This window comes from Kitasatospora sp. NPDC093679 (assembly GCF_040683455.1).
Lineage (GTDB): Bacteria > Actinomycetota > Actinomycetes > Streptomycetales > Streptomycetaceae > Kitasatospora > Kitasatospora arboriphila.
Genome location: NZ_JBFBDW010000005.1, coordinates 218,812 through 232,283, shown reverse-complemented (window position 1 = coordinate 232,283; position 13,472 = coordinate 218,812). Strand labels below are relative to the sequence as shown.

The 13,472-nt window shown below is 74.7% G+C and carries 12 protein-coding genes; 9 read left to right on the top strand and 3 right to left on the bottom strand.

The features are described from left to right. The first annotated feature begins 121 nt into the window (after nt 1-121). Entirely contained in the window at nt 122-1,180 is a 1,059-nt protein-coding gene (locus AB0O09_RS07125) for an NAD-dependent epimerase/dehydratase family protein (RefSeq protein WP_363540556.1), read from the top strand. Continuing rightward, nucleotides 1,177-2,190 carry a lysophospholipid acyltransferase family protein gene (locus AB0O09_RS07120; protein ID WP_363540555.1) on the top strand — a complete coding sequence of 338 codons (1,014 nt, stop codon included), beginning with the start codon at nt 1,177-1,179 and terminating at the stop codon, nt 2,188-2,190. The genes AB0O09_RS07125 and AB0O09_RS07120 overlap by 4 nt, the downstream gene beginning before the upstream one ends. A gap of 69 nt (nt 2,191-2,259) precedes the next feature. Here the strand turns inward: AB0O09_RS07120 and AB0O09_RS07115 are convergent, their stop codons facing one another. The 3 genes from AB0O09_RS07115 to AB0O09_RS07105 form a co-directional block, all read right to left on the bottom strand. Beyond that, the gene (locus AB0O09_RS07115) at nt 2,260-3,465 is read right to left on the bottom strand and encodes a DUF5667 domain-containing protein (protein WP_363540554.1); all 1,206 of its coding nucleotides are present in this window, start codon (nt 3,463-3,465) and stop codon (nt 2,260-2,262) included. A 255-nt stretch (nt 3,466-3,720) separates the two neighbouring features. Continuing rightward, nucleotides 3,721-4,518, bottom strand: a complete 798-nt coding sequence (locus AB0O09_RS07110; protein ID WP_363540576.1) for an ECF subfamily RNA polymerase sigma factor, BldN family — start codon at nt 4,516-4,518, stop codon at nt 3,721-3,723. 550 nt (nt 4,519-5,068) lie between these two features. Next, on the bottom strand, nt 5,069-6,082 hold the full coding sequence (locus AB0O09_RS07105; RefSeq protein ID WP_363540553.1) for an HAD-IB family hydrolase: 1,014 nt from the start codon (nt 6,080-6,082) through the stop codon (nt 5,069-5,071). 108 nt (nt 6,083-6,190) lie between these two features. On the opposite strand from AB0O09_RS07105, the gene AB0O09_RS07100 reads away from it, so the two are divergent. The 7 genes from AB0O09_RS07100 to hemB all read left to right on the top strand — a co-directional run bounded on the left by AB0O09_RS07100 (nt 6,191) and on the right by hemB (nt 13,465). Further along, a complete protein-coding gene (locus tag AB0O09_RS07100; RefSeq protein WP_344621355.1) occupies nt 6,191-6,466 on the top strand; it encodes a glutaredoxin family protein in 276 nt (91 codons plus the stop codon). Between the two features lie 195 nt (nt 6,467-6,661). Then, nucleotides 6,662-7,375 carry a 3'-5' exonuclease gene (locus AB0O09_RS07095; protein ID WP_363540552.1) on the top strand — a complete coding sequence of 238 codons (714 nt, stop codon included), beginning with the start codon at nt 6,662-6,664 and terminating at the stop codon, nt 7,373-7,375. A gap of 101 nt (nt 7,376-7,476) precedes the next feature. Continuing rightward, nucleotides 7,477-8,394 (top strand): redox-sensing transcriptional repressor Rex, encoded by a 918-nt coding sequence (locus AB0O09_RS07090; protein WP_363540551.1) that lies wholly within the window; start codon nt 7,477-7,479, stop codon nt 8,392-8,394. After that, on the top strand, nt 8,391-9,737 hold the full coding sequence (locus AB0O09_RS07085) for a glutamyl-tRNA reductase (RefSeq protein WP_363540550.1): 1,347 nt from the start codon (nt 8,391-8,393) through the stop codon (nt 9,735-9,737). The genes AB0O09_RS07090 and AB0O09_RS07085 overlap by 4 nt, the downstream gene beginning before the upstream one ends. A gap of 41 nt (nt 9,738-9,778) precedes the next feature. After that, a complete protein-coding gene (gene hemC / locus AB0O09_RS07080; RefSeq protein ID WP_363540575.1) occupies nt 9,779-10,777 on the top strand; it encodes a hydroxymethylbilane synthase in 999 nt (332 codons plus the stop codon). Further along, nucleotides 10,774-12,420: a bifunctional uroporphyrinogen-III C-methyltransferase/uroporphyrinogen-III synthase gene (locus tag AB0O09_RS07075; protein ID WP_363540549.1), complete on the top strand. Its 1,647-nt coding sequence runs from the start codon at nt 10,774-10,776 to the stop codon at nt 12,418-12,420. The genes hemC and AB0O09_RS07075 overlap by 4 nt, the downstream gene beginning before the upstream one ends. A gap of 46 nt (nt 12,421-12,466) precedes the next feature. After that, nucleotides 12,467-13,465, top strand: a complete 999-nt coding sequence (gene hemB, locus AB0O09_RS07070) for a porphobilinogen synthase (protein ID WP_359978109.1) — start codon at nt 12,467-12,469, stop codon at nt 13,463-13,465. The last annotated feature ends 7 nt before the right edge of the window (nt 13,466-13,472 follow it).

The window sequence follows — 13,472 nt, the reverse complement described above, 5'->3', positions numbered from 1 at the left end:
GCCCGGGCGCTGCCCGGGCGGGCAGTGGTGTCTCCGCAGCCCGCGGGTGTGGCGCCGCTACGGTCCGGAAACATCCGCACGGTACGGTGCACTCAGGGCGACACGAGGAGGCCGCAGCAGCGTGGGCAGGACCGTACTCGTCACCGGTGTGGCCCGGCACCTCGGTGCCCGGTTCGCCGCCGGGATCGCCCGTTCCCACGGGGTCGACAAGGTCGTCGGGGTCGACGTCCAACCCCCCGCCGAGGACCTGCCGCCCGGGGTCGACTTCGCCCGGGTCGACCTGCGCCGCCCGGCCGTCGCCCGGGTGATCGCCGATCACGGCGTCGACACCGTCGTCCACCTCAACGTCTCCGCCATGGGCCCGGGCGGCCGCTCCACGGTCAAGGAGACCAACGTCATCGGCACCATGCAGCTGCTCGGTGCCTGCCAGAAGGCCCCCGGGGTGCGCCGCCTGGTGGTGAAGTCCACCACCGGCGTGTACGGCTCCGCCCCGCGCGACCCGGCCGTCTTCCACGAGCGGATGCAGCCCAAGGAGCTGCCCGCCGGGGGCTTCGCCCGGGACGCCGCCGAGGTCGAGGGCTACGTCCGCGGCTTCGCCCGCCGCCGGCCCGACGTCGCCGTCACCGTGCTGCGCTTCGCCAACATCGTCGGCCCGGTCGGGGACACCCCGCTCTGCGCCTGGTTCACCCTGCCCGTGCTGCCCACCGTGCTCGGCCGTGACCCGCGCCTGCAGTTCGTCCACGAGGACGACGCCGTCGAGGTGCTCCGGCTCGCCGCCCTCGACCCCCGTCCGGGCACCACCAACACCGGTACCTTCAACGTGGCCGGCGACGGCGTCCTGCTGCTCTCGCAGTGCGCCCGCCGACTCGGCCGGCCCACCGTGCCGCTGCTCAGGCCCGCGCTCGGCGCGGTCGCCGGGCTCGTCCGGCAGACCCGGCTGGCCGACATCTCGCCCGAGCTGATCCAACTGCTCACCCACGGCCGGGTCGTGGACACCACGCAGCTCCGCGAGACCTTCGGCCACACCCCCCGTTTCACCACCGCCGAGGCGTTCGCCGACTTCGTCGCCGCCCAGCGGGCCGGCCTGCTGCCCCCGGAGCGGCTCGCCGCCGTCACCGACCGGCTGGCCGCCCTGCTCGGCCAGGACGACCGCCCCACCCAGGAGCCGATGCCACGATGACCGCAGCCCGCAAGACCGAGCCGGCCGACGCCAAGGTCATCCCGATCGAGTCCGCGCCCAGCTGGCACGCCGGCAGCCCGGAGGGCGGCGGTTTCGCGGACCGGCTGGCCGACGCCGTCGGCGGCGCGCTCGCCGGACAGCTCGGCGCCACCGCCACCAAGGTCCTCGGCAAGGGCTGGGAGGACCGCGCCGCCAGCGGCCTGGCCTTCCTGCGCCGCCGGATCACCGGCGACTACGAGGTCGACGAGTTCGGCTTCGACCGGGAGCTCACCGAGGAGGTGCTGCTCTCGCTGCTCCGCCCGGTCGCCGAGAAGTACTTCCGGGTCGAGGTCCTCGGCGTCGAGAACATCCCCGCCGAGGGCGGCGCGCTGATCGTCGCCAACCACTCCGGCACCATCCCGCTCGACGCACTGATGACCCAGGTCGCGATCCACGACCACCACCCGCACCGGCGCCACCTGCGGATGCTCGCCGCCGACCTGGTCTTCCTGCTGCCGGTCGCCGGCGAGCTGGCCCGCAAGGCCGGCCACACCCTCGCCTGCAACGAGGACGCCCAGGCGCTGCTGGAGCGCGGCGAGGTGGTCGGGGTCTGGCCGGAGGGCTTCAAGGGGATCGGCAAGCCGTTCTCCGAGCGGTACAAGCTCCAGCGCTTCGGCCGCGGCGGCTTCGTCTCCTCCGCACTGCGCGCGGGTGTCCCGATCGTGCCCTGCTCGATCGTCGGCGCCGAGGAGACCTACCCGATGATCGGCAACTTCCGCTCGCTGGCCCGGCTGCTCGGCCTGCCGTACGTGCCGATCACGCCGACCTTCCCCTGGCTGGGGCCGCTCGGCGCGATCCCGCTGCCGACCAAGTGGACGATCCAGTTCGGCGAGCCGATCCCGACCGACGGGTACCCGCGGGAGGCCGCGGACGACCCGATGCTGGTCTTCAACCTCGCCGACCAGGTCCGCGAGACCATCCAGCACACCCTGTACAAGCTGCTGGTGCAGCGGCGATCGGTCTTCTTCTGACCGGTGCACCGACGCCGGAGCGGCCGTGGGAGCTCGGGAATCCCACGGCCGCTCGGGACGGAGCCGGCCTCAGCCCAGCGTGAGACCGGGCAGCAGACCGGGGATCAGCGGCGGGATGGTGATCCCCTGACCCTCCGACGACCCGGTGGCCGAACCGCTCGGGGCGGGGGAGGCGCCCGATCCGGTCGTGCCGCCGGTGGCCGGTGCGCCGCTCTGCCCGCCGCCCAGGCCGTTGGTGAGGCCGTCGACCAGACCGCCGACGCCCTGCGGGGCCGTGCTCGGCGCGGCACCGTTCGGGGCTGTGCCGGTGCCGTGCGCCGTCGGCGCACCCGAACCGCCCTGCGTGGCGCCCTGGACGGCGCCGCCGGACGCCTGCCCCGAGGTCTGACCGTCGCCCGCCCCCGTGCCCTGCTGGCCGCCCGGACCGGGCTTCTCCAGGTGCAGGGGTGCGACGTCCTCGCTTATGTCGTCGAACAGCTCGTCGACCTTGTCGGCCTGCGGGCCGAGCTGGCCGGGCAGCCGGTCGTGCAGCCGCGTCCAGCGGTCGTCCTGGCCCGAGGCGAAGGTGGCGAGCTGACGCATCGGCGCCAGCGAGCCGTTGCTCCGGTACACCGAACGCAGCAGGTCGCGGCCTCGGAGGGCCTCGGCGTGCATGTCGTCCAGCGCCTGCCGGACCTGCTCGACCGTGTCGGGGCTCAGCGTGTCCGGCGAGCCGGACCGCTGGAGCAGGCTCTGCGCCTCGTCCAGCCGGGTGGTCGCCTGCTCCAGCAGCAGCGCGCCGCGCTCGGAGTCGGACCCGGCCCAGTCCAGCCGGAGGCCCTCCAGGCCGCGCTTCACGCCGTACAGGGCGTCGCCCGGCAGGGCACCGCCGCTGGCGGCCGCGGCGCCGGCGAAACCGCCGACCGCGACGCCCGCGACCAGCCCGCCGATCGCGAGCCGGCGGCCCCAGCGCCCGCGGGCCGCCCGGGCGGCCCGGTGCCCGCGCTGCCGCGGCACCGCCGGGGTGCCGCCCCCGGCGAAGGCCTGCTCGAACGCGGCCATCAGCTGGGCCCGTTGGATCGCCTTGGCCTCCGCGGAGAACTCCGGTACGGGCAGTTCCCCGAGGGTGTCCGCCACGGCCAGCAGCTCGGCCATCGCGGTCGATCCGGCGCGGTGGGCACCGCCCGGCGTGCTCCCGTCGGGTCCGTCCCCGCCGGGTGAGTTGTCCGTCCGGTGGGCCTCCAATGCCTCGGCGAAGGCCTTCGCCCGCCGGTGCTCCAGCACGTTTGCCGTCACGGGCCACACCTCCCTTCGTCGTTGTCGACACCGTGGCCTGCCGGAGGGTTGTCTCGGCGGGCCGAAACCACACCATCGGGTGATGCGGTCCGAACCTGCTTGACCGCACGCCCGTTGAGGGTTTCCAGGCTGGCCAACGAGCGGTGCCGGGAGTCGGTTACGCACGACTGATCATGTGATCGCGCATTCACCCGCCCGTGTCGGAGCACGGGCCCGGGTGACGGTCCGTCGGTTGGGGGCGTCACGGCAGCAGGCTCACCGCGCGTCCGGGGGCAGCAGGCGGGCCAGCGTCCGCACCGCGCGGTACTGCAGGGTCTTGATGGCGCCCTCGTTCTTGCCCATGATCCGCGCCGTCTCGGCGACCGAGAGCCCCTGCAGGAACCTGAGGTTGACGCACTCCTGCTGCTGGGGGTTGAGCCGCCGCACGGCGTCCCGCAGGGCCGCGTTGGCCAGCGACTCCAGGACGGACTCCTCCGGGCTGCGCTCGCACTCGTTGGAGTCCAGCATCTCGCCGGTGGTGACCTCCAGCCGGAACCGGCTGGACTTGAAGTGGTCGGCCACCAGGTTGCGGGCGATGGTCACCAGCCAGGCGCCGAAGTCCCGGCCCTGCCAGGTGAAAGTGCCGATCCGGCGGAGCGCCCGCAGGAAGGTCTCGCTGGTGAGGTCCTCGGCGGTGGCCCGGCTGCCGACCCGGTAGTAGATGTAGCGGTAGACGGTGTCCGAGTACTGGTCGTAGAGCCGGCCGAAGGCCTCGCTCTCGCCGGCCTGGGCGCGCTCGACCAGCTCCATCACCGGGTTGTGCTCGGTCTCGGTGTCGCGGTCGGTGCGCGGGCGGCTGCGGGCCGGGGCGCCGACGCCGCGGCGGGTGCCGGTCGTGGTGCCGCCCGCGGCGGTGCCGCTGGTGGCGGTGGAGCGCAGCAGGGCGCCGGTGGCGGCCAGGCGGGCGGCGGGGAGGGCACGCGGGCCGGGCACGACGGGGGCGCCGGCACCGGCGAGGGCGGGCTGGGGGACGAGCACCTGGAACTCGCGGATGGCGGCCCACAGTCGGTCCAGTCGGGCGCCGGTGCGCAGGGTGGCGGTCGACGGGCTGGAGGTGGTGGGCGCGTCGTTCCGGACGGGTGGGTACACGGGACTCCCAGAGGCAGAACTGTGGACGGGTCACCTCCGCCTGCGCGGAGAGCACGTCCCCATGCCCCCGCCGGGGGACACGCAGGTGCCGTGCATCCAGGAGAGGATAACGCTTTGTGCAATGACGGCTACACCCTGTGGTGGAACTGGTCGTTTGGGATCCGGATGGCGCGTATATTCAGCCGGTACTGATCGCCGGTGGCCGGTCGGGGCGCGCTCCGGGTGATCGAATGGCAACCCGGTGTGACCGATTCGAGTGAAGGGCGGGCGCTTTCCCTGCCTCGCGGCCCGGTAACCCACAACTTTCCCGAGGGGCCGAACGATCGGATCCGGTCAAGAGTGAAGCGGGCGCGAACCGCAGCCGTCCGCCCGATGTCGCCCGCACGTGTGAGGAGTTGACGGGCCGCGGGTGGACGCCCCGGCAACCGCCCCGGACCAGGGCGCATGTGACGAGGGGTCGGTTCCGGCCGCGGGCTCAGGCGGTGCGGCGGCGCCGGTGGGCGGCCAGGGCCGCGGCCGTGGCACCCGCCGCGACGCCGAGCCCGGCGGCGGCCGGCAGCCCGACCCTGGCGGCCTTGCGGCCCGTCCGGAAGTCGCGGACCCGCCAGCCGTGCGTCCGCGCGTGTCGGCGCAGCGAGGCGTCCGGGTTCACCACGTAGGGGTGGCCGACCAGGCTGAGCATCGGGATGTCGTTGGCGGAGTCGCTGAACGCCGCGCAGCGGGAGAGGTCCAGCTGCTCGCGGCGGGCCAGCGCCTGCACCGCGGCCGCCTTCGCCGGCCCGTGCAGCAGGCCGCCCACCAGCCGGCCGGTGTACTCGCCGTTCGAGGTCTCGGCGACGGTGGCCAGGGCGCCGGTCATGCCCAGCCGGCGGGCGATGATCCGGGCGATCTCCTGCGGGGCGGCGGTGACCAGCCAGACCCGCTGCCCGGCGTCGAGGTGCATCTGGACGAGCGCCCGGGTGCCGGGCCAGACCTTGTCCGCGATGACCTCCTCGAAGATCTCCTCGCAGATCTGTTCCAGCTCGGCCGTCCGCTTGCCGGCGACCAGGCCGAGCGCGGTGTCCTGGGCGTCCGCGATGTGCGCCGGGTCCTCCGAGCCGTGCAGCCGGAACCAGGTCTGCTGCCAGACGAAGCGGGCCACGTCGCGGCGGGTGAAGAACCGCCGCCGGTACAGTCCGACGCCGAGGTAGAACATCGCGGCGCCGCGCAGGATCGTGTTGTCGCAGTCGAAGAAAGCGGCCGCCCGGGGGTCGTCGGGCGTCGGGGTGTGGTCCTCGGCGGGGGCCTTCCTGCCGCGTCCGGCCTTCTCCGTCTTCTCGGCCTTCTCCGCGCTCTTCTGCGTGACCGCGGCCGTCCCGGCCCCGTCCGTGCGCCGCCCGGTGGCGGCGATCAGGCCGGCCTCGGCCGCGTCGGCGGCGGCCTCGCCCGCCAGCGCGGTCCGCTCGTCGGGGGAACGCCTTGCGAGGTGGAGCCTTCGTAGCGCGGCCATGGACCGAGCATAGCCAGCCGGGAAGGGGTTCCCGTGACGCCCGCGTGCAGGAGCCGTTAACGGTGCGCATCGGCGCAGTGACCCGCGCCACGGGCGCACAATGGCCGGGTGAGCCTGCTGCGACGCGACAAGAACAAGAAGCCCGCCGACCGGGTGGTGACCCTGATCGGCAAGCCCGGCTGCCACCTGTGCGACGACGCCCGCACGATCCTCGTCCGGGTCACCGGCGAACTCGGCGCCGCCTTCGAGGAGAAGGACATCACCCAGGACGAGGCGCTGTACCACCAGTACGCCGAGCAGATCCCGGTGACCCTGATCGACGGCCGCCAGCACGACTTCTGGCGGGTGGACGAGCGCCGTCTGCGCGCCGCCCTCGGCGCCTGATCCGGCCGGCGTCCGCGCACCGTCCGCCACCGCCGCCCGCCGTCGCGCCCGCCCGCACCCCCGCCGATCGGCGGGGGTGCGGAGCCGAATCGTTGCCGACCCGATAGAGATCACCCGCCGAATCGGTGAATTCGTCGGCTTACGATCGAGCCTGTTTCGTGTCCGCCGGGGGCCGCAGGCGAAGGAGAGAGCGCGATGGGCGGCTATGCCGTCGTCGACGTCGAGGCCACCGGCCGCAGCCCCTGGCGGCACCGGGTCGTCGAGGTCGCCGTCGTCCTGCTGGACGACGGTCTCCGCACCGAGGAGACCTTCTCCACCCTGATCGACCCCGGCGGGCCGGTCGGGCCCACCCACGTGCACCGGATCACCCAGGACGACGTGGTCGGCGCCCCGCGCTTTCGCGAGGTCGCCCCCTACCTGCTCGACCTGCTCGCGGACCGGGTCATGGTCGGCCACCACGTCACCTGCGACCACGCCTTCCTGGAGCGCGAGTACGCCCGGATCGGGGTGCCGCTGCCGCCCGTCCCGCTGCTGTGCACCATGCGCATGGCCCGTACCCGGCTGCCCGCCGCCGTCGGCTGGGGCCTCACCGCCTGCGTCCGGGAGGCCGGCCTCGGCTGGTACCCGGCGCACACCGCGATGGGGGACGCCCGGGCCTGTGCCGACCTGCTCCGCCACTACGCCCGGGCCGGGGCGCTGCCGCCCGCCGACCGCCCGGAGCCGCCCCGGGACACCGCGCCGGTGCCCTGGCCGCGGCTCGGCCGGGCCCGTTCGCTGGCGGGCGGCGAGCTCGTCCCGCTGCTGCGCCGGGAGACCGCGCCCGGCCCGTGGCCGCAGGGTGCGGCCGGTCACGGGGCAGGCGCTCCGGTGGCCCCCGGATCGGCGGCGGCCCCGCAGGGAGGTGAGTGATGCGCATCACTGTGGAGGGACAAATCGGACACCATCTTTGTGCACACGTTCACAAACGCATAGCCTGGCTGCCTAAGCCCAGCTTCACCCTCGGGAGCACCGTGGCAATCGGCCGACCCACCCAGAGCAGTTCGCAGGCGCCCGACACCGGCGCCGCGCGCCGACCCTCGCGTGCCCGGGGTATCCCGGAGGCGACCGTCGCCCGCCTCCCCCTCTACCTGCGGGCCCTGACCGCGCTCTCCGAGCGGTCCGTCCCCACCGTCTCCTCCGAGGAGCTGGCCGCCGCCGCCGGCGTGAACTCCGCCAAGCTCCGCAAGGACTTCTCCTACCTCGGCAGCTACGGCACCCGCGGCGTCGGCTACGACGTCGAGTACCTGGTCTACCAGATCTCCCGTGAGCTGGGTCTCACCCAGGACTGGCCGGTCGTCATCGTCGGCATCGGAAACCTCGGCCACGCCCTCGCCAACTACGGCGGCTTCGCCTCCCGCGGCTTCCGGGTCGCCGCCCTGCTCGACGCCGACCCCGGCGTCGTCGGCACCACCGCCGCGGGCCTGCCCGTGCGGCACATGGACGAGCTGGAGTCCATCGTCGAGAGCCAGCAGGTCTCCATCGGCGTGATCACCACGCCGCCCGGCGCCGCCCAGCAGGTCTGCGACCGGCTCGTCGAGGCCGGCGTCACCAGCATCCTCAACTTCGCCCCCACCGTGCTGACCGTCCCGGACGGCGTGGACGTGCGCAAGGTCGACCTCTCCATAGAGCTCCAGATCCTCGCCTTCCACGAGCAGCGCAAGGCCGGCGAGGAGCCCGGCGGCGGCGACTCCGTCCTCGACCGGGCCCCCGGCCCGGTCCGCGCCGCGGCCGCCAAGCTGCGCCGCGCCGCGGGCGGCGCGACCAAGGCGGAGCCCGCCAAGGGCACCGACCGGTCCGCCCAGGGCCGGGCCGCCAAGACCGCCGCCCCGGCCGGCGGCGCCACCCCCGCCGGCGGCGAGGGCGACCTCTCGGCGGTGATGCCGGCATGAGCCTGCTCGTCGTCGGACTGAGCCACCGCACCGCCCCGGTCGGCGTGCTGGAGCGCGCCGCCCTCACCGGCGAGGTCCCCACCCGCCTGCTGCACGACGCCGCCGCCTCGGCCACCGTCGCCGAGGCCGCCCTGGTCAACACCTGCAACCGGATCGAGCTCTACGCGGACGTGGACAAGTTCCACGCCGGCGTCGCCGAGCTCTCCCTGCTGCTCGCCCACCACAGCGGCGTCGACCTGGAGGAGCTCACCGCCCACCTCTACGTCCACTACGAGGACCGCGCCGTCCACCACCTCTTCTCGGTGGCCTGCGGCCTGGACTCGATGGTCGTCGGCGAGGGCCAGATCCTCGGCCAGCTGCGCGACGCCCTGGCCCGCGCCCAGGACGAGCACACCGCCGGCCGCGGCCTCAACGAGCTCTTCCAGCAGGCCCTGCGGGTCGGCAAGCGGGCCCACAGCGAGACCGGCATCGACAAGGCCGGGCAGTCCCTGGTGACCTTCGGCCTGGAGCAGGTCGCCGCCGGCGCCGGCGCCATCGCCGACAAGCGCGTCCTGGTCGTCGGCGCCGGCTCGATGAGCTCGCTCGCCGCCGCCACCCTGGTGCGCTCCGGCGTCACCGACCTGCTGATCGCCAACCGCACCGCCGAACGCGCCGAGCGGCTGGTCACCATCCTCGGCACCGGCCGCACCGTCGACTTCGCCAAGGTCCCCGAGACGCTCGCCGACGTCGACCTGGTGGTCTCCTGCACCGGCGCGGCCGGCGTGGTCGTCACCGCCGAGCAGGTCGCCGCCGCGGTCGGCGCCCGCACCGGCGACGGCCCGCTCGCCTTCCTCGACCTGGCGATGCCGCGCGACGTCCACCACGACGTCCACGAGCTGCCCGGCGCCCTGCTGGTCGACATCGAGAGCCTCTCGCACGCGCACTCGGCCGACGGCCCCGGCGCCGCGGACGTCGACGCCGTCACCGGCATCGTCGCCGACGAGGTGGCCGCCTTCGGCGCCGCCCAGCGCGCCGCCCGGATCGCCCCCACCGTGGTCGCGCTCCGCTCGATGGCCTCCGACGTCGTCAGCGGCGAACTCGCCCGGCTGGAGTCCCGGCTGCCCGACCTCGACGAGCGCTCCCGCGCCGAGATCGGCCAGGCCGTCCGCCGCGTCGTCGACAAGCTGCTGCACGCCCCCACCGTGCGGGTCAAGCAGCTCGCCGCGGAGCCCGGCGGCGCCTCCTACGCGGACGCGCTGCGCGAGCTCTTCGACCTGGACCCGGCGGCCGTGCACGCCGTCTCCGGCACCCCGGCAGCCTCGCCGGGCACCGGCCACGCCCCCCGCGGCGGAGCGGCCGGATGAACCCCGTCAACCCCCACCGGCACGACCTGGACGAGCACCCCATGAATGGTCAACTGAGCAGCCCCCCGGGCGCCCCCGAGCAGCCGCTGCGCCTCGGCACCAGGCGCAGCGCCCTCGCCATGGCGCAGTCCGGCATGGTCGCGCGCGAGGTGAGCCGGGTCACCGGCCGCCCGGTGGAACTGGTGGAGATCACCACCTACGGCGACACCTCCCGCGAGGCGCTGGCGCAGATCGGCGGCACCGGCGTCTTCGTCTCGGCGCTGCGCGACGCCCTCCTGGAGGGCCGCATCGACCTCGCCGTGCACTCCCTGAAGGACCTGCCCACCGCCGCCCCGGCCGGCCTGCTGCTCGCGGCGGTGCCGGAGCGCGAGGACTCCCGCGACGCCCTCGTCGCCCGGGACGGCCTGACGCTCGGCGAACTCGTCGAGAAGCTCGCCGGCAGCGGCCGCACCGCCCGCGTCGGCACCGGCTCCCCGCGCCGGACGGCCCAGCTCAACGCCTGGGCCGCCGCCCGCGGCACCGCCCTGGAGACGGTCGCGATACGCGGCAACGTCGACACCCGGATCGGCTACGTCGCCTCCGGTGAGCTGGACGCGGTGGTCCTCGCCACCGCCGGCCTCAACCGGCTCGGCCGCGGCGCCGAGATCACCGAGCACCTCGACGCCGAGCTGATGGTCCCGGCCCCCGGCCAGGGCGCCCTCGCCGTCGAGTGCACGGACGCCGCGCTCGCCGCGCAGCTCGCCGAGCTCGACCACCGGCCCACCCGGGCCGCGGTCGTCGCCGAACGCGCCCTGCTCGCCGCCCTGGAGGCCGGCTGCTCGGCGCCCGTCGCCGCGCTGGCCACCTGGGCCGGCACCGAACTGCGGCTGGAGGGCGTGGTCGGCACCACCGACGGCGCCACTCTGCTGAGAATGACCGCCACCGGCCCGCTCGTCCTGGACGGGACGGCCGAGGAGCAGGCGGCGGCCCTCGGCCGCGCGCTCGCTGCCCGGCTGCTCGACCAGGGGGCGGCCGGCCTGATGGGGGAGCGAAACCGATGAGCCCCACCGCCGCCACCAGCCCCTCCAACGGCCCGGCCCAGCCGTCCGGCCGCTGCACCTTCCTGGGAGCCGGCCCGGGCGACCCCGGTCTGCTCACCCTCCGCGCGGTCGACGTGCTGGCCTCCGCCGACGTGCTGATCGCCGACCCGCTCACCGCGGCCGCCGTCCGCGCGCACTGCCCGGCCGGCGTCCAGGTGCACAACCCCGCCGAGGAGACGGGCCTCGACGTCGCCAAGCTCGTCGCGGACGCCGTCCGCGCCGGCAAGCACGTGGTGCGCACCGTCGACGGCGACCCCGGCCTGGACGGCTGCGCCGCCGAGGAGATGCTCGGCTGCGCGGGTGCGGCGATCGCCTTCGAGGTGATCCCGGGCGTCGCCCAGTCGGTCGGCGTCCCCGCCTACGCCGGTGTGCCGCTGCGCAGCAGCCAGGGCGCGGACGTGCGCTTCGTCGACGCGGCGGCGCTGCTCGGCGGCGCCGGTGTCGACCTGGGCGCGCTGGAGACCACCCTGGTCGTCCGCACCACCCTCGGCCAGCTGCCGGCGACCGCCAACGCGCTGGTCGCCAACGGCCGCAAGCCGGAGGCCGCGCTCTCCGCGACCCTGTCGGGCACCACCACCCGACAGCGCACCTTCACCTCCACGCTGGCCGGCATCGCCGCTGACCTGAAGGCGGCCCGGGTGCTGCCCTCCCCGGTGTCGGCCCCGGTCGACCCGGCGACGCCGGTGATAGCCGTGGTGGGCGAGCAGGTCGCCCACCGCGCCTCGCACTCCTGGTTCGAGACCAAGCCGCTGTTCGGCTGGAACGTCCTCGTCCCGCGGACGAAGGAGCAGGCGCACGGCCTCTCCGACCAGCTGCGCGGCTACGGCGCCGTCCCGCAGGAGGTGCCGACCATCGCGGTGGAGCCCCCGCGCACCCCGCAGCAGATGGAGCGGGCGATCAAGGGCCTGGTGACCGGCCGCTACGAGTGGATCGCCTTCACCTCGGTCAACGCCGTCAAGGCCGTCCGGGAGAAGTTCGAGGAGTACGGCCTGGACGCCCGCGCCTTCGCCGGCATCAAGGTCGCGGCGGTCGGCGAGACCACCGCCCAGGCGCTGGTCGACTTCGGCGTGAAGCCCGACCTGGTGCCCTCCGGCGAACAGTCCGCCGCCGGCCTGCTGGAGGACTGGCCGCCGTACGACCCGGTCTTCGACCCGATCGACCGGGTGCTGCTGCCGCGCGCCGACATCGCCACCGAGACGCTCGTGGCCGGCCTGGTCGAGCTCGGCTGGGAGGTCGACGACGTCACGGCGTACCGCACCGTGCGCGCCTCGCCGCCGCCGGCCGAGACCCGTGAGGCGATCAAGGGCGGCGGCTTCGACGCGGTCCTCTTCACCTCGTCGTCCACCGTGCGGAACCTGGTCGGCATCGCCGGCAAGCCGCACAACGTGACGGTGATCGCCTGCATCGGCCCGGCCACCGCCAAGACCGCCGAGGAGCACGGCCTGCGGGTCGACGTGATGGCGCCCGCGCCGTCCGCCGCCGCGCTGGCCCAGGCCCTCGCCGAATTCGGTGCCCGCCGCCGGGACACCGCGGTCGCCGCCGGCGAACCGGTCTACCGGCCGAGCGAGCGCCGCCCCGGGTCGCGCCGCAAGGCCGCCCGCTGAACCCCGCCGCCGGGGAGGCCCCGAGCCTCCCCGGCGGTTTCGTGTCGTGAGAGAGAAGCAGCAGTTGTCCGCCGAATTCCCGACCGTACGCCCGCGCCGCCTCCGCTCGACCCCGGCGATGCGCCGGCTGGTCGCCGAGACCCGCCTGCACCCGGCCGAACTGATCCTGCCCGCCTTCGTCCGCGAGGGCATCACCGAGCCGAAGCCGATCACCTCGATGCCGGGCGTCGTCCAGCACACCCGGGACACCCTGCGCCGGGCCGCCGTGGAGGCCGCCGAGGCAGGCCTCGGCGGCATCATGCTGTTCGGCGTCCCCGAGGTGCAGGACGCCGTCGGCAGCGAGGGCACCAACCCGGACGGCATCCTGCAGCAGGCCATCCGCGACGTGGTCGCCGAGGTCGGCGACCAGCTGATCGTGATGTCCGACCTCTGCCTGGACGAGTACACCGACCACGGCCACTGCGGCGTGCTCGCCGCGGACGGCTCGGTCGACAACGACGCCACCCTGGAGCGCTACGCCGAGATGGCCGTGGTGCAGGCCGACGCCGGCGTCCACCTGGTCGGGCCGTCCGGGATGATGGACGGTCAGATCGGCGTGGTCCGGCGGGCCCTGGACGAGGCCGGCCACCAGGACACCGGCATCCTCGCCTATACCGCCAAGTACGCCTCGGCCTTCTTCGGGCCGTTCCGCGAGGCGGTCGGCTCCTCGCTCAAGGGCGACCGCAAGGCGTACCAGCAGGACCCGGCGAACGCCCGCGAGTCGCTGCGCGAGCTGGAGCTGGACGTCGCCGAGGGCGCCGACCTGGTCATGGTGAAGCCGGCCATGGCCTACCTGGACGTGCTGCGGCAGATCGCCGACGCCTCCCCGGTGCCGGTCTCCGCGTACCAGGTCTCCGGCGAGTACGCGATGGTCGAGGCCGCAGCCGCCAACGGCTGGGTCGACCGCGAGCGGATGATCATGGAGACCCTCACCTCGATCCGCCGGGCCGGCGCCGAGCAGATCCTCACCTACTGGGCGGTCGAGGCCGCGGGGATGCTGCGCTAGGAGCCGC